This window comes from Paenarthrobacter aurescens, assembly GCF_041549525.1.
In the GTDB taxonomy this organism is placed as follows: domain Bacteria; phylum Actinomycetota; class Actinomycetes; order Actinomycetales; family Micrococcaceae; genus Arthrobacter; species Arthrobacter aurescens.
Window position 1 is genome coordinate 983,889 of the sequence record NZ_CP157456.1, and the last position, 16,125, is coordinate 1,000,013.

13 protein-coding genes and 1 riboswitch are annotated in these 16,125 nt (G+C 62.3%); of the genes, 10 read left to right on the plus strand and 3 right to left on the minus strand.

All coding sequences use genetic code 11. From position 1 onward, the window contains the following. Positions 1-9 precede the first annotated feature (9 nt). Positions 10-1,560, minus strand: a complete 1,551-nt coding sequence (locus ABI796_RS04735) for an MFS transporter (RefSeq protein ID WP_141286674.1) — start codon at positions 1,558-1,560, stop codon at positions 10-12. 73 nt (positions 1,561-1,633) lie between these two features. Between ABI796_RS04735 and ABI796_RS04740 the strand changes: the two genes are divergently transcribed. The 9 genes from ABI796_RS04740 (at position 1,634) to ABI796_RS04780 (ending at position 13,893) form a co-directional block, all read left to right on the plus strand. After that, positions 1,634-2,173: a TetR/AcrR family transcriptional regulator gene (locus tag ABI796_RS04740; protein ID WP_026542543.1), complete on the plus strand. Its 540-nt coding sequence runs from the start codon at positions 1,634-1,636 to the stop codon at positions 2,171-2,173. A gap of 93 nt (positions 2,174-2,266) precedes the next feature. Further along, a riboswitch (glycine riboswitch) is annotated at positions 2,267-2,364 on the plus strand. Between the two features lie 181 nt (positions 2,365-2,545). Next, positions 2,546-5,392 (plus strand): aminomethyl-transferring glycine dehydrogenase, encoded by a 2,847-nt coding sequence (gene gcvP / locus ABI796_RS04745; RefSeq protein ID WP_141286672.1) that lies wholly within the window; start codon positions 2,546-2,548, stop codon positions 5,390-5,392. A gap of 10 nt (positions 5,393-5,402) precedes the next feature. After that, a complete protein-coding gene (gene gcvT / locus ABI796_RS04750) occupies positions 5,403-6,551 on the plus strand; it encodes a glycine cleavage system aminomethyltransferase GcvT (protein WP_141286670.1) in 1,149 nt (382 codons plus the stop codon). Between the two features lie 239 nt (positions 6,552-6,790). Beyond that, a complete protein-coding gene (gene gcvH, locus ABI796_RS04755) occupies positions 6,791-7,177 on the plus strand; it encodes a glycine cleavage system protein GcvH (protein ID WP_141286668.1) in 387 nt (128 codons plus the stop codon). A 302-nt stretch (positions 7,178-7,479) separates the two neighbouring features. Beyond that, positions 7,480-8,892 carry an L-serine ammonia-lyase gene (locus ABI796_RS04760; RefSeq protein ID WP_344762444.1) on the plus strand — a complete coding sequence of 471 codons (1,413 nt, stop codon included), beginning with the start codon at positions 7,480-7,482 and terminating at the stop codon, positions 8,890-8,892. A 38-nt stretch (positions 8,893-8,930) separates the two neighbouring features. Continuing rightward, complete coding sequence (locus ABI796_RS04765) at positions 8,931-9,752, plus strand: DNA/RNA non-specific endonuclease (protein WP_141285894.1); 822 nt, start codon at positions 8,931-8,933, stop codon at positions 9,750-9,752. 109 nt (positions 9,753-9,861) lie between these two features. Then, positions 9,862-10,950: a peptidoglycan bridge formation glycyltransferase FemA/FemB family protein gene (locus tag ABI796_RS04770; protein ID WP_141285892.1), complete on the plus strand. Its 1,089-nt coding sequence runs from the start codon at positions 9,862-9,864 to the stop codon at positions 10,948-10,950. Positions 10,951-11,061: 111 nt separating this feature from the next. Then, entirely contained in the window at positions 11,062-12,378 is a 1,317-nt protein-coding gene (locus ABI796_RS04775; RefSeq protein ID WP_141285890.1) for a peptidoglycan bridge formation glycyltransferase FemA/FemB family protein, read from the plus strand. 27 nt (positions 12,379-12,405) lie between these two features. Next, positions 12,406-13,893 carry a threonine/serine exporter ThrE family protein gene (locus tag ABI796_RS04780; protein ID WP_141285888.1) on the plus strand — a complete coding sequence of 496 codons (1,488 nt, stop codon included), beginning with the start codon at positions 12,406-12,408 and terminating at the stop codon, positions 13,891-13,893. Between the two features lie 76 nt (positions 13,894-13,969). Here the strand turns inward: ABI796_RS04780 and ABI796_RS04785 are convergent, their stop codons facing one another. Further along, positions 13,970-14,809, minus strand: a complete 840-nt coding sequence (locus tag ABI796_RS04785) for a siderophore-interacting protein (protein WP_141285886.1) — start codon at positions 14,807-14,809, stop codon at positions 13,970-13,972. A 69-nt stretch (positions 14,810-14,878) separates the two neighbouring features. Beyond that, positions 14,879-15,649: a uracil-DNA glycosylase gene (locus tag ABI796_RS04790; RefSeq protein ID WP_141285884.1), complete on the minus strand. Its 771-nt coding sequence runs from the start codon at positions 15,647-15,649 to the stop codon at positions 14,879-14,881. 106 nt (positions 15,650-15,755) lie between these two features. Here ABI796_RS04790 and ABI796_RS04795 point away from each other — a divergent pair, with 106 nt between their 5' ends. Continuing rightward, positions 15,756-16,091: a DUF3263 domain-containing protein gene (locus ABI796_RS04795; protein WP_141285882.1), complete on the plus strand. Its 336-nt coding sequence runs from the start codon at positions 15,756-15,758 to the stop codon at positions 16,089-16,091. The last annotated feature ends 34 nt before the right edge of the window (positions 16,092-16,125 follow it).

Consider the following 16,125-nt stretch of genomic DNA (forward strand, 5'->3'; position numbering starts at 1 on the left):
CTGGGCTAATTACTGCGCCTTCGGCACACGCCGGAGTACGACGGCGGCGAGCACTGCCGCGCCGGCCATCAGTACCAGCCCGATCGCCGCAGTGATGTGGACGCCGGACTCGAAAGCTGTCCGGGCGGCGACTGTCAGCGCCTCCGACAACGGGGCCGGAAGGGCAGCGGCAGCATCAACTGCGCCGGCGAGCGTCTCGCCGGACTTGCCTGCCGCTTGCGTGGAAACACCGTCCGGAATGATGAGGTTGTGCTGGTAAGAAGCGGTGAGGATGGAACCAAGCACTGCCGTTCCCAAGAGTGATCCCAATTCGTAGCCGGTCTCGGAGATAGCCGAGGCGGCGCCGGACTTGTCGGCCGGCACCGAGGCCAAAATGAGGTCATTGGAGATGGTCTCCGCAGCACCCACGCCAACAGCCAAAACGGTCAGGGCGGACAAAAGGAACACCGGTCCGCTGCCGTGGTCGCCCACCACCACAATCAGGTAACCCACTGCGCTGAGCGTCAGACCAGCGGCCACAACGAATCCGGGCCGCACGCGCTTGACCAGCGGCACCACCAGCAGGCCTGCGATCACCGTTGCCAGGAGTGCCGGAATCATGGCGATACCAGCCTCCATGGGGGACTGCCCCTCAACAAGTTGCAGGTGCTGGGCGAAGAAGTAGATGAAACCCGTCATGGAGAACAGGGACAGGACGTTGGCGATGATTGCCGTGCTGAACACCTTGTTCTTGAACAAGGAAACGTCCAGCATGGGGTTGGCAATCCTCTGCTGGCGACGCACGAAGAGAATGCCCATCACCACGCCGAAGCCCATGAACGCAGCCGCGGAAGCGCCAAAGCCATGAACCGCGAATTCCTTGATGCCGTAAACGAATGGCGCCATGGTCACCACGGACAAGAGGATGCTGCGCACGTCCACGCGTCCGGGATTGGAGTCCTTGGACTCGGGAATCAGGACCCTGCCGAAAGCCAGCAGCGGCAGGAGCAGGAAAGCGGCAACCAGGAAAACAGCACCCCACCAGAAGTGTTCAACCAACCAGCCACCAAAAATGGGGCCAAGGGCGGCGCCACCGGAGAAGCCTGCAGCCCACACGGCAATGGCCAGCCGGCGGCGGTTGGGGTCGGTGAAGATGTTCCGGATCAGGGACAGGGTGGACGGCATCAGCATGGCGCCAAAGACACCAAGGCCGGCGCGGCCGGCAATCAGCCATTCAGCGGAGGGAGCGAATGCCGTAGCAGCCGAAACCGCCGCGAAGCCCGTGCTGCCGATCAGCAGCAGCCGCCGTCGTCCGATCCTGTCGCCCAAGTTGCCCATGGAGACGAGCAATGCGGCGAGGACCAGGGGATACGCGTCCACAATCCACAGCAGTTGGACGCCGCCTACGTCGAGGGACCGGGCGATTTCGGGGAGGGCAAAGGTGAGCGCGGTGTTGTCGACGGCCACCAGCAGCACCGGAAACATCAGGAGTGCCAGCGCCGTCCAGTCGAGCCACGGTGCAGCCTGGCCCTTGACGGGGTTGGCGGAACGGGATGCTTGGGTTGAGGACGGCGAGAACATGGCCCTTACTATACCGTCCAGACGGTACAGTTACAAATAGTACCCCGCTGAGCCTTTAGGGAATGATGGACACATGCCACGAAAACCAGTTGCCCGGGACGCCGTTCTGGACGCCTTTGAAGCCCTCCTCATTGAAGTAGGGGAGCGGGCCGCCACCCTCGATGCCGTCGCCAAGCGGGCAGGGGTGTCCAAGGGTGGGCTGCTCTACCACTTCCCCAACAAAGAAGCGCTGATCACAGCACTCCTGGAGCGACTGGACCTGCTGGCAGATGAAGACACCGAGCTGATGAAGGCTGCCCCTGATGGCTCCGCCGCCTACTTCATCCGTTCCTCACTCTGGGCGGATACACCCATGGACCGGGCGTTCGTCGCCGCCACCAGGCTGGCCGAGGTTGCCCACGAAGAAACCCGCCGCCGATTTGCCGCCATCCAACAGCGGTGGCTGGACGTGCTGGCAGAAGACGTGGGGCCGGAAGTTGCCAAGGCCGTCAGTTACATGGGAGACGGCCTCTACTTCAATGCAATCTTTGAAGGCGGCCAGGAAGGCGGCAACGCCGGGCGGGAGGCCGACGTCGAAATCCTCCTGGGAGTCCTGGAACGGCTGCGGAAGTAGAGGTTCTTCCATTTGCTGCAAAGCCCGGCGCGTAGGACAATTAAGTCTTGTGACGTGCCCAACGTGGTGCCCACACACAACTGAACATGCCTTTGATCTGCGGCGGGAGAGTCCTGCAAGCAAGTGATGCAGGCGCCGTAGGAGCAAACCCTCCCCAGGAATCTCTCAGGCCCACGCACCGCCGCGGCGAGGCAACTCTGGAAAGCAGCAGGCACTCAGCCCACCTCAGGGTGAATGAGCGCTGTGCTCACCGACGGTGCAAGCGATGGTTGTTCACGCAACGGCGCGGAAACTCTCAGGTCCAATACAGTGCGGGGAGGAACCCAGCCACTGCGGCGTACCCAAACGCCGCCCAAGTAATGGAGTTCCTTCGTGACGGTTAGTTCTGCCTCCACCACCTTCGTCGATCGGCACATCGGCGCACGCCGCCAGGCCGATATTGAGACCATGCTCAAGTCCGTTGGCTACGACACCGTCGATTCGCTGGTGGACACCGCCGTCCCGAACGATATCCGCCAGGACGTTGCCCTTACCCTGCAGAACGCACTGAGCGAAGTTGAAGTTCTGGCCGAGCTGCGCAAGCTCGCGTCCAAGAACAAGACCGCCGTCCAGATGATCGGCCAGGGGTACTACGACACCGTGACGCCCCCGGTGATCCGCCGCAACATCCTCGAATCCCCGGCCTGGTACACCGCGTACACCCCCTACCAGCCGGAAATCTCCCAGGGCCGCCTCGAGGCGCTTCTGAACTTCCAGACCATGGTGCAGGACCTGGTTGGCCTGCCGATCGCCAACGCCTCCCTGCTGGATGAAGCAACCGCCGTGGCCGAGGCCGTGCTCATGATGCGCCGCGCCAACAAGAACAAGGCCGCCCAGGATGGCAAGACGGTCCTCGACGCCGATTGCCTCCCGCAGACCATCGCAATCGTCAAAGGTCGTGCAGAGGCGCTCGGCTTTGAGGTTGAGGTAGCTGATCTGTCCTCGGGTCTTCCCGAAGGTGCCATCAACGGCGTCGTCCTGCAGCAGCCCGGCGTGTCCGGCCGCGTGTTCGATCACTCCGCCGTGATCGCAGAGGCCAAGGAACGCGGCGCACTGGTCACAGTCGCTGCCGATCTCCTCTCACTGACGCTCATCACCCCTCCGGGTGAGCAGGGCGCGGACATCGCTGTTGGTTCCGCGCAGCGCCTGGGCGTGCCGCTGTTCTTCGGCGGACCGCACGCTGCTTACATGGCCGTCCAGAAGGGCCTGGAGCGTTCCATGCCCGGCCGTCTGGTGGGCGTTTCCAAGGACGACGCCGGTGTCCCCGCCTACCGCTTGGCGCTGCAGACCCGCGAGCAGCACATCCGCCGCGAGAAGGCCACGTCCAACATCTGCACCGCGCAGGCACTGCTGGCCATCGTCGCCTCCATGTACGCCGTTTACCACGGACCCGAGGGCCTGAAGGCAATCGCTGAAACCGCCCACGGCCACGCCCGCACCCTGGCAGCGTCACTGAAGGCTGCCGGCGTCGAGGTCCTTCACGGTTCCTTCTTCGACACCATCACCGTTCGTGTCCCCGGCAAGGCCGGCGAGCTCGTGGCCGCTGCCGAGGCCCAGGGCATCAACCTGCGCGGCATCGACGCCGACACAGTTGGTATCTCGGTTGATGAAACCACTACTTCCGGGATTGTGGCCGACGTCGCAGCGGTGTTTGGCGCTTCAGTACTTGAGGCAGCTGAGGGCTTTGCAATTGAGGCTTCCGTTGAGCGCACCAGCGACTTCATGCAGCACCCGGTGTTCAACACCCACCGCTCCGAAACCCAGCTCCTGCGCTACATCCGCAAGCTCTCGGACCGCGACCTCGCGCTGGACCGCACCATGATCCCGCTGGGTTCGTGCACCATGAAGCTCAACGCCACGGCCGAGATGGAAGCCATCTCCTGGCCGGAGTTCGCCTCCATCCACCCGTTCGCCCCGGACTCCCAGACCGAGGGCTGGCGTGAACTCATCACCGACCTCGAGTCGCAGCTGACGGAGATCACCGGTTACGACCAAGTCTCCATCCAGCCCAACGCCGGTTCCCAGGGCGAGCTCGCGGGTCTGCTGGCCATCCGCGGCTACCACCTGTCCCGCGGAGACGAGCAGCGCAACGTCTGCCTTATCCCGGCTTCCGCGCACGGCACCAACGCAGCCTCCGCAGTGCTCGCCGGCATGAAGGTGGTAGTGGTGGCCACCGCACCCGATGGCACCATCGACCACGTTGACCTCAAGAACAAGATCGAGGCCCACCGGGACGCTCTCTCGGCCATCATGATCACCTACCCGTCCACGCATGGCGTGTACGACGCAGACGTCCGCGAAGTCTGCGACGCCATCCACGAGGCCGGTGGCCAGGTGTACATCGACGGCGCCAACCTCAACGCACTGGTTGGGCTTGCGCAGCCGGGCAAGTTCGGCGGGGACGTGTCCCACCTGAACCTGCACAAGACCTTCTGCATCCCGCACGGCGGCGGCGGACCCGGCGTTGGCCCGGTCGCAGCCAAGGCACACCTCGCGCCGTTCATGCCCGGCGATGCCGCTTCCTGGACCGAAGGCAATGACGTCCCCATTTCGGCTTCCCGTTTCGGCTCCGCCGGAGTGCTGCCGATCTCCTGGGCCTACGTGAAGCTCATGGGCGGCCAGGGCCTCACCGACGCCACCAAGTCCGCGCTGCTGGCTGCGAACTACATCGCTTCCCGCCTCAACGATCACTTCCCGGTCCTCTACACAGGCGAAGGCGGACTCGTGGCTCACGAGTGCATCCTGGACCTCCGCGAACTGACGGCCAAGACCGGCGTCACCGCTGAGGACGTTGCCAAGCGCCTCATCGACTTCGGCTTCCACGCACCCACCCTGGCCTTCCCGGTTGCAGGAACCCTGATGGTGGAACCCACCGAATCCGAAGACCTCGCGGAGATCGACCGCTTCATCGAAGCCATGATCACCATCCGCAAGGAAATCGACCAGGTAGCCCACGGCGATTTCTCCGTGCAGGATTCCCCGCTTCGCCGCGCGCCCCACACGGCAGCCGCCGTCGTAACTTCTGAATGGGATCGCGCCTACCCGCGCGAGCAAGCCGCCTTCCCGGTCCACCACCTGAAGCAGGACAAGTACTTCCCGCCCGTTGGTCGCATTGACGGCGCAGCCGGAGACCGTAACCTGGTGTGCTCCTGCCCGCCCATCGAAGACTTTGAAAACTAAGGACCCGGATATGTCTGAGAACTACACCGCGCTCTACGAGGAGCACAAGAAGCTCGGGGCCTCCTTTACCGACTTCGGTGGCTGGCAGATGCCCCTCAAGTACTCCTCGGAGCTGGCAGAGCACCACGCCGTCCGCAAGACCGCCGGCCTGTTCGACCTCTCCCACATGGGCGAAGTCTGGGTGTCCGGCCCCGAGGCTGCTGCCTTCCTCGACTACGCCCTGGTGGGCAAAATCTCCGCCATGGCAGTGGGCAAGGCCAAGTACTCGCTGATCTGCCAGGAAGACGGCGGCATCATCGACGACCTCATCGTCTACCGTCGCCCCTCTCCCGAAGAAGGCACCGAGAAGTTCCTGGTGGTGCCCAACGCAGGCAACGCTGCGGTTGTCGCCGCGGCATTGCTGGAGCGCGCCGCCGGTTTTGACGTCGTCGTTGAAGACGCCTCCGCTGAGACCTCGCTGATCGCTGTACAGGGTCCGCTCGCTGAATCGATCCTCCTCCGCCTGGTGCCGGCCGAACAGCACGCACTGGTCACTGACCTCAAGTACTACGCGGCGGTTGACGTCCCGTTCACGTTCGACGGCGGCACGCAGGAACTGCTGCTGGCCCGCACCGGGTACACCGGCGAAGACGGTTTCGAGATCTTTGTAGCCAACGAATCCGCAGCAGCTCTCTGGCAGGCAATCGCCGACGCCGCCGAAGAAGGTGAACTCACACCCGCAGGCCTGGCTTCACGCGACTCACTCCGCCTCGAAGCAGGCATGCCGCTCTACGGCAACGAGCTCTCCCGTGAAGGCAACCCCTTCGCAGCAGGGCTCGGTCCCGTGGTGGCACTGTCCAAGGAAGGCGACTTCGTGGGCAAAGAGGCACTGGCTGCCCTCAAAGCTGATGGTGCGGGCGCCACGAGCGGCCGCAAACTCGTTGGCCTCAAAGGCCTGGGACGACGCGCTGGACGCGGCCACTACCCGGTCCTCAAAGACGGCGCAGTGGTTGGCGAAGTCACGTCCGGTCAGCCCAGCCCCACGCTCGGCTACCCGGTAGCGTTGGCGTATGTCGACGTCGAGCATTCAGAGCTTGGTACCGCGCTGGACATTGACCTGCGCGGCAAGAGCGAGCCGTTCGAAGTCGTCGCACTGCCGTTCTACAAGCGGGTCCGCTGAGTCAGTCGCCTTCGGCCGGCGGGTCCGACCTCCTCTGCATGCTCGGTCGCATGTGCGCCCGCTGAGCGGACGCGATGCTCCCTTGGACGCATGCTGCCGGAGGCCGGACCCGCGTGGCCGTGCGGTGGGGGAGCGGATTCCGGAAGCGTGCGTCAAAGCGACGAAGGAGCAGCACGCGGAGGAATTCGGTGCCCCACCATCCCAGCCATAGTTTTGACCAACCATAGTAAGGAATCAGAATGCCCAAAGTAGCGCCCGAACTTCAGTACTCCGACGAGCACGAGTGGGTTTCACGCGGAGACGGGAACTCCGTGTCCGTTGGTATCTCCGAAGTTGCCACCGACGCACTGGGTGACATTGTGTACGTTGACCTGCCCGAGGTTGGTTCCTCTGTGACTGCAGGCGAGACCTGTGGCGAAGTAGAGTCCACCAAGTCGGTTTCGGACCTGTACTCGCCCGTCACCGGTGAGGTCACCGAGATCAACGACGCCGTTGTTTCCGACCCCGCCCTGATCAACAACGATCCCTACGGCGCTGGCTGGCTGTTCAAGGTTGCCGCCGAGTCTGAGGGCCCGCTGCTCTCGGCCGAGGAGTACGCCTCCAAGAATGGCGGAGACCTGGGTTAAGTCCTGGGCGCCGCCCGATGGGACCGACGTCCTCTGCGGCCTCGGTCGCGTAGACGCCCGCTGGGCGGACGTGACGCTCCCTTGGACGGCCGCTGCCGGACGTCTGCCCCAAACGGCCACCCACGTCTGAGCCCTGTGGCGTAGCGTGGGATTGTAGAACTGAATAAAATTGCGACGCCGGGTTGCCGCCTTTGGGGGCCATCCGGCGTCGTGCTTCGGTCGCCTGCTGCCATAAGCGGGGGTGGCCCTCCGGCAGGACCATCTGCCGGACCGTTTTCAAGCTTTGTTAAGGAATCCCGACCATGGCTGTTGGCGTTTTCGATCTGTTTACTGTGGGTATTGGCCCGTCGAGTTCTCATACTGTGGGGCCGATGCGTGCTGGGGCGGTGTTTGCCGGGGAGCTCAAGGACGCTGGTGTCCTGGGTTCGGTGGCGTCTTTGCGTGTTGATTTGTATGGGTCGTTGGCTGCGACGGGCAAAGGCCATGGGACCATGACGGCTACGTTGCTGGGTTTGGAGGGGTACCACCCCGAGCTGATCCTGCCTGAGGAGGTAGAGGAGCGGCTCGCGGCGATCGCGGAGACGGGTGTGTTGAATCTGGCGGGTGCTTCCGGTGGGGGTGTGGAGGTGCCGTATGCGGTGGAGGACATGATTCTGCATCCGTTGACGGTGTTGCCGCGGCATACGAACGGGATGAAGTTCGCTGTGTCCGATGCCCAGGGGAACGTGTTGCGGGAGGCGACGTTCTTCTCGGTCGGTGGTGGGTTCATTGTCCGGGAAGGTGAGGAAGACGCGGCCCGGGAGGAGCTTGAGGAGTCCAAGAAGGAGTTGCCGTTGCCGTTCAGGACGGCGGCGGAGTTGATGGGCCGGTGTGCGTCCAAGGGTTTGGGGATCAGCGACATCATGTTCATCAACGAGCGGGCGTCCCGGTCTGAGGAGGAGATCCGTGAGGGTCTGTTGCATATCTGGGCTGTGATGGAGGCCTGTGTTGAGACCTCGTTGAAGCGTGAAGGCGTGTTGCCGGGTGGGTTGCGGGTTCGTCGTCGTGCACCGGATTGGTTGGAGCGGCTCCTGAAGGAGGACAAGGACCGGAACGATCCGAAGTACTGGCAGGAGTGGGTGAACCTGATCGCGTTGGCGGTCAATGAGGAGAACGCCACTGGTGGCCGGGTGGTGACGGCGCCCACCAATGGTGCTGCGGGGATCATTCCGGCGGTGTTGTATTACGCGTTGAATTACGCGCCGGGGATGGACAAGGCGACGCAGCAGGACCGGGATGATGTGGTGGTGAAGTTCCTGCTCGCTGCTGGTGCTGTGGGTGTGTTGTATAAGGAGCAGGCGTCCATTTCGGGTGCTGAGGTGGGGTGCCAGGGTGAGGTGGGGTCGGCGTCGTCGATGGCTGCTGCTGGTCTGGCTGAGGTGATGGGCGGTACTCCGGGTCAGGTGGAGAACGCGGCGGAGATCGCGATGGAACACAACCTGGGGCTGACGTGTGATCCGATCGGGGGGTTGGTGCAGATTCCGTGTATTGAGCGGAACGCGATCGCTGCGGCGAAGGCCATTAACGCGGCGAAGATGGCGTTGTGGGGCGATGGAACACACCGGGTGTCCTTGGACGAGGTGATTGTGACCATGCGCGAAACGGGCAAGGACATGTCCCACAAGTACAAGGAAACAGCGATGGGCGGCCTCGCCGTCAACGTCGTCGAATGCTGAAACCCAAAACTGTCAGTCCCTGATGCAATGCTGTATCCATGAGTGGGGGATACAACAGAGACTTCTTGAGGACACGGCTTGAACTGCCCAGTCCGAGCGCTACTACGGTTCTTTTGGACTACACCCATTTCTCTGTGCGGTTCCGGGTTGCCCGGAAGCTCGCGGCGATCGTGGGGGTCAACATCAACGGCAAGGAACTCATGCCCTTGGCCCGTGAGGGTTCGTGGCATCTGGATGACAGAATCCCCAGCGAACAGCAAGCCGGCCCGGATCTGTACAAGAACAATGCCTTTGACCGCGGTCACCTGGTTCGCCGCTTGGATCCGGTATGGGGTGATGCAGCAACAGCCAAGAAGGCCAATCAGGACACTTTCAGCTACACCAATGCAGCACCGCAGATTGATGACTTCAATCAAGGCAAAGAGCTGTGGGTGGGGCTCGAAGACCACGTTCTGGGCCACGCCGGCGCCCATGAGGCGAAGCTAAGCGTGTTCACGGGGCCGGTGTTCGTCGATGACGATCCTGTATATAGGGGAGTGCAGATCCCCCGGAAGTTCTGGAAGATCGCGGCATGGACCAACGACGCCAAGCTGGCCGCCGTCGGCTTCGTGCTGGACCAATCGCCCATGCTGGGAAAAGTGGAGCTGAAAAAGGCGATCGGCCAGCGGCTCCTTGAAGGTGAGCCGCCGCCGCTGGGGCCGTTCCGGACTTTCCAGGTACCCATCGGGCAGATCGCCGACCTCACTGGGCTCAGCCTCAGCAGGCTTATCAATGCGGATCGACTGGTGAGCCACCAACGCGAAAGCGGAATTGAACAGAAGGCCATCAAGCTGGAGAGCGCAGACCAGATCAGGCTCTAATACCTTGGTAGATCAGCGGAATCGGGCGATATCCACATACCCCGATAGACTTGGGGCTGCATGTCCGCATGCGCACTACGCTTTTGAACACTGCACCAAAACCCTGAGATTGGACACGGCCACCTTGCGAGAATTTACCGCCCGCTTTGCCACCGCCGAGGAAATCGAAAACTGGGACAAGCACGTCACCGCGAATCCGCACGGCGGCAACATGCTGCAGTCGGACGCCTACGCGGCTGTCAAGGACGGAAACGGCTGGCTGGTCCGGCGGCTCGTCGTGGAGACTCAGGAGTACTCCAGCTACAACCTGCTCCTGGAGAAGAAGTTCCCTGTGATGGGTCGGCTCTGGTACCTGATCAAGGGGCCGGACGTCCCGGATGTCAGCGATATTCAGCCTGCACTGAAAGCAGTCGCCGCGCTGGCTCGAGAGAAGAAGATGAACGTCTTCAGCATCAAGATCGAGCCTGACATTGTTGAGTCGCCTGAGGCAGCAGCAGAACTCCAAGCTGCCGGCTTGGTCAAGGCTCCCAATATCCAGTCCAACGATTCCACGGCGCTGCTGGACATATCGGCGCCGGCCAATGAAGTCCTCCGCAGCATTTCTTCCCGTGCCCGTAACGCAGTGCGCAGAGCCGAGCGTGAGGGTTGCCAGGTAACGCAGGCAGAACCGGGCGAGGACAGCTACCGCAAGCTCTACGCCCTTATGCAGAACACTGTGAACGCCAAGGGGGCCATGCCACTGCGGAGCTATGAGTATTACTCCACATTCTGGGAAGAGTTCTGCACACGCGGACAGGGCCATTTCTTCTTCGTCTACGAGGATGGTGCACCCAGCGTTGGTGCTTTCGTCATCAACTACGGCTCCAAAGCAACGTACAAGGACGGTGGGTCCACCCAGAACCGTAAGCAGTACGGCGACTCGCATCTGGTCCAATGGGCGGCCATCCAGCGCATGCAGGAATTGGGGTGCGTGGAATACGACTTCTGTGGAACACCGCCCGCTGCAAGGATCAAGGACAAGACTCACCCGCTCTATGGCCTGGGTTCGTTCAAAACGAGCTTCAGCAAGACCGTGACGGACTTCGTGGGCTGTTACGACCATGTCTTGGGGCCCGTCCGCCACAAACTGTGGCTCAAGGGTGCGGAGCGCATCTTCCGTCGACTCGAAACCATGCGCACCGGCGGCCAGTTCTACTGAGGCCCCACCCGCAGCCAGCAAGCTAACTTCAGGCCCGCCCCGGCCACCAACGGGTGCAATCTACTTTTAGGTGAGGTAATTTCTTTGACTCCGATTGAGGCTGGAACCGACATGGAATTCGTGATTCTCAGTGACGCTGATTTCGAGACATTCGCCAAGGGACACCCGCAGGGCAGCTTTATCCAGTCCCTCGATCTCACACGCTTCCAGCGTGCCCGGGGACAGGAAGTCGAACTCTTTGGAGTGAGGCGAAACGGCAGCCTAATTGCTGCGGGAAAGCTCGTGTACACCTCCAACCGGATCGGGTACAAGACCGCCGACTGCGCCAAGGGACCACTGATGGACTACAGCGACCCCGCAGTGGTTCGGTTCGTCGTCGAGCAGTTGAAGAAGCATGCGGCTTCGAAGAAGGCCGCCGAACTGCGAATCTCGCCCAACATCCGGTACATCGCGCGGGACGAAGAAGGCGCTGAGCACCCCGAGGTTGAGGACAACCGCCCGTTGTTGAAGGAGCTTGAGGGCCTGGGCTTCAAGCACCAGGGCTTCGACATGAACTTCGCCAACATCAACTGGATGTTCATCAAGCAGCTGGATGGGATCGCCGATTCCGAAGAGCTCATCATGGGGATGAACTACCGCACCCGCAAGGCCATCCGTAAAGCGGAGAAGAACGGCGTTTACCTGGAACAGGCCACGCTGGAAACGCTGGATGACTTCTACAACGCCCTCAGCACTGCCGGCGATGAGAAGGGCTTTACGTACCGCGAACGCGAGTACTACGAGCAACTCCTGCGCAATACCTCCGATGAGTTCACCAAGCTCATGATGGCCAAGATCAACATTCCGGAATACCGGGCCTCCATCACGAAGCGGCTGGACGCCGAGTCCAAGACCCTGGCCGACCTCAAGCGCGAGGTGGAGGAAACCGGCAGCAAGAAGAAGGCCAACCGCATCAAGGTTGTCCAGGACCTGGTGGACAGCTACGAGCGCAGCCTCAAGGATATTGAGCGCTTCCCGGACTCTGTGGGTGTGGCCACCGTGGCAGCAATCCATTTTGCATGCTCAGGGGACGAACTGGTGTGCGTCATCGGCGGGACGGTTCAGGACTACATCTACTTCAACGGCGCCACCTCCCTTTACTGGGGCATGATGCTGCACGCCCTGAACAACGGATACTCGCGCTACAACTTCTACGGCACGTTCGGGATCCAGGGCCAGGACGAAACCGGCCACGGCGGCTACGAGTTCAAGAAGGGCTTCGGCGGCGAGGTAGTTCAGCTGGTGGGCGATTTTGTGGCCCCGGTAAACCCGCTCGTCTTCCACGGTTACCGCGCGGTCAGGAAGCTCGCAGGGGCCGCCCAGACAGTTCTGGGACGATTGCCCCTTGAGAAATTGCCGGTAGTAGGAAAATTTCGGAGGAATCGCTAATCACACAAGCCAAGGGAGGATCACCGCGTGACTGAACGCCCTGACGGGTCCGCCAACAGGCCCCCTACAGACGGGTTGCCCAAAACCCAGCCGTTGCGGCCATCCCAAGTGCGGCAGAACGTCAACGCCAAACGCATGCTGATGCGTCTGGTTCAAGGCGACAGCCCGCCCACCGCTCCTATGAATATTGTGGACAGGCTGGCCGGAAGTCCTTACGCCAACCCCACCATTCAAGTAGTAGGTGTGGACGCTTCGGCCCGCAAAACCATCGACTTCGCGCTTCATCTGGCAGAAGTCATGTTCCGTTACGGTGCCGGTGCCCTCGAAGTGGAGACCAGCATGATTGCGGTCACTGCAGCTCTTGGCCTGAAGAACGTTGAAGTGGACATCACCAACCAGTCGGTGGCTATCAACTATGCGCCCAAGGACCAGACTCCCATCACGCTGCTGCGTGTAGTCCGCTCCTGGACCAACAACTACGCCGGCCTCGCCCAGGTTCATCAACTTGTCACGGACATCGTGGCAGGGGGAGTGGGCCGCGACGAAGCCGTGCGCAGGTTGAACGAGATCATCCGTAGCGCGAAACCCTTCCCGCGGTGGATGGTCACCATCGCGTTCGGCATCTTCGCCGCAGTGTTCGTGGGCGTTCTGGGTGGGGGCCTGGGCGCATCCGCGGTTGCCTTCTGCTCCAATATCCTGATCAGCCTGCTTTCACGGCAGCTTGTCAGGTGGCGGACAGCGGACTTCTTCAACACCATGGCGTGTGCGTTCCTTGTCACGTTCATCGCCCTGATGCTGCGCTGGGCGGGGGTGGAAATTGCTCCATCCATTGTGGTGGCGGGAGGAATCCTGCTGCTGCTACCCACCGGCCGCCTCGTCTCGTCCGTGCAGGATGCCATTAACGGATTCCCCGTAACGGCTGCAGGCCGCTTCCTCTCCACGCTGCTCACCTTCGGTGCCATTGTTGCGGGAATCGGCGTGGCCGTCGTCGTCGGAACGCTGATGGGCAGCGCTGTTCTGGATGTCACACAAACCTTCCCCGACGCTTACCCTTTGTGGATCCAGGCGATCCTCATTGCTGTAGCTGTGGTGGCAATCGGCGTCACCGAACAGACTCAGATGCGGCTGCTGATCCCGACGGCGGCAGTCGGCTTGCTGGGCTTCTTCACCTTATGGGCGGTGGGCGAAGCCGGGCTCGGTGACCGTTTGTCGCCGGCAGTCGCTGCGGTGGTGATTGGCTTGTTGGGCCGTGTGGTGGCGCTCAAACTTGGTGCTCCGCAGCTGGTAGTTGCTGTTCCCGCAGCATTGATCCTGTTGCCGGGTCTGACTATTTTCCGCTCCATGTACGCTCTCACGGTTGAAGGCGGGAACATCCTGATCGGTGCAGGCGGCATGCTCAACGCCGGTGCGATCGTCCTGGGAGTCGCTGCGGGCATTGTGCTCGGCGACAACCTGGCCAGGCCGCTCACAAAGGGCCTGTCCAGCAACGAACGCCGCAGGGTACGCAGACGATAAACCACGAAAGCCGAACGGCGCCGCCATGGGGCGGCGCCGTTCGGCTTTAAAGACTGATGCCGGATCAGCCCTGACGCTAGATCTGGCCTACGGGGAGCTTCTTCTCAGCCTGGAAGACTTCCTCCACGCGGCCCTGGGCCCAGTACCCGGACAGCGAGACTTGCGACCTCTCCAGGCCGTGTTGGGCAAAGAAGATCTCCCGGAGCCCCTTCATGTAGCCCCGTTCACCATGGGCGAAGACGTCAACGCGTCCGGGCAGCCACTCGGTGTTCCTGAGCGCTTCCAACAGCAGGTTGCTGGAACCCGCTTGGACGCCTTGCCGGAGCAACCAGTGCAATTCCACGCCGGTGGGCGCGTTGATGGGAAGAATATCCGCCTCGTTGTCCACCTCAAGGAATACTGAGCCGCGGGCATCGGGAGTGAGGCTCTCAACACAGGCTGCGATAGCCGGGATCGCGGCGTCGTCGCCGGCGAAGAGATACCAGTCAGCCTCGGGTGCGGGGTTGTACGCGCCACCTGGGCCGGTGAAGGTCAGGGAGTCGCCGGGCTTTGCTGTGGCAGCCCAGGGACCAGCCAGTCCTTCATCGCCGTGGACCACAAAGTCGATGGCCAGTTCCCGGGCTTCCAGGTCCACCCAGCGGATGGTGTAGGTGCGGGTATGGGGCCACTGCTCGCGCGGCATGGTCTCGCGGATAGCCCACAAGTCCAACGGGAGCTCGTACTCGACGCCGGGTTGGGGGAAGACGATTTTGACGTAGCGGTCCACGTATTCGTTGTTCACATAATCGCTGAATCCGGGTCCGCCTGCCACGATCCTCACCATGTGCGGTGACAGGCGTTCGTTGCTCAAAACGGTCAGGTTGACCTGCGGGCGGGTTTTGCGTGAGGCGGACGAAGTGACGGGGAGTGCAGTCATGTAGGTAAGCCTAAGCTAATTCTCTGCATGCTGGCTGGGTATGAGTCGAAGGTTACAGCGCGGTATTGGTTACAGAACCGGCAGTTCCCAGTCAATGGGCTCAGCACCCATGCCCACCAGCAGTTCGTTGGTCCGGCTGAAGGGCTTTGAGCCGAAAAATCCTCGTGATGCGGAGAGCGGACTCGGATGGACCGAAGCGATCGACGGCGCCCCGTCCAGCAGCGGCGTGACGCTCTGGGCGTCCTTGCCCCACAGGATCGCCACCAGCGGCCTCTGCCGCCCCGCACCGTCCGTACGGTTGGCGACGGCGGTAACGGCCGCCGTCGTCACCGCTTCCCATCCCTTGCCACGATGAGAGCCGGCGTTCCCCGCTTCGACGCTCAGGACGCGGTTCAGGAGCAGGACGCCTTGTTCGGTCCAGGCGCTGAGGTCACCGTGCACCCGGGGTGGCAGGCCGAGGTCGTCGTGAAGCTCGCGGTAGATGTTTGCCAGGCTTCGTGGAATGGGCCGCGTTGGACGGGACACGGCGAATGAAAGCCCGATCGCATGGCCAGGAGTCGGGTAGGGATCCTGGCCGAGGATCAGGACTTTGACGTCGGCGAGCGGCTGCTTGAAGGCCCGCAGCAGGTTGGTGGGCCCGGGGAGAACGTGCGCGCCGTTGGAGGACCTGCCGGCCACGAAGCTCAGCGTCTCACGGAGTTGGCTTTCAACCGGACGCAACGCCTCTGCCCAGTCGGCAGAGATGAGCTCTTCGAGTGGCAGCTCACAGAGCGCCGCGAAGCCTGGCTCGGCCGCATTGGCAGGTTCAAGATCAAAGAGTGCATCCTCGCCATTCACCACGCCATTGTCCCCCGCGCGGCGTCGTCCCCACGAATGACAGCGTTGTTATTCGCCCGTAACATGGGGGTAGGACATTTTCCCCCAACAAGCGTCGAAGGAGTGTGCCGTGGCAGAACCAGCACCGGAGCCGATGGCGTCGCAAGCTACCGGTTTCGCGCTCGAGGACCTCGCAGCCGAGACCCGCAGCGACTCCCCATTGAGTGAACGGGACCAGCAGATGCTGGCGCTGGAGCGGCAGTGGTGGAAGTACGCAGGGGCCAAAGAACAGGCCATTCGCGAGCTGTTCGGTCTCTCCGCCACACACTATTATCAGATCCTGAACGCGCTGATCGATACCGAGGACGCGTTGGCCCACGATCCCATGCTCGTCAAGAGACTGCGTAGACTACGTACGTCCCGCCAGCGCGCGAGGACTGCACGTCGCTTGGGGTCCGACGCGTAAATCGCCAAGCTGATCAGTCAGCAGCAACCAGCAA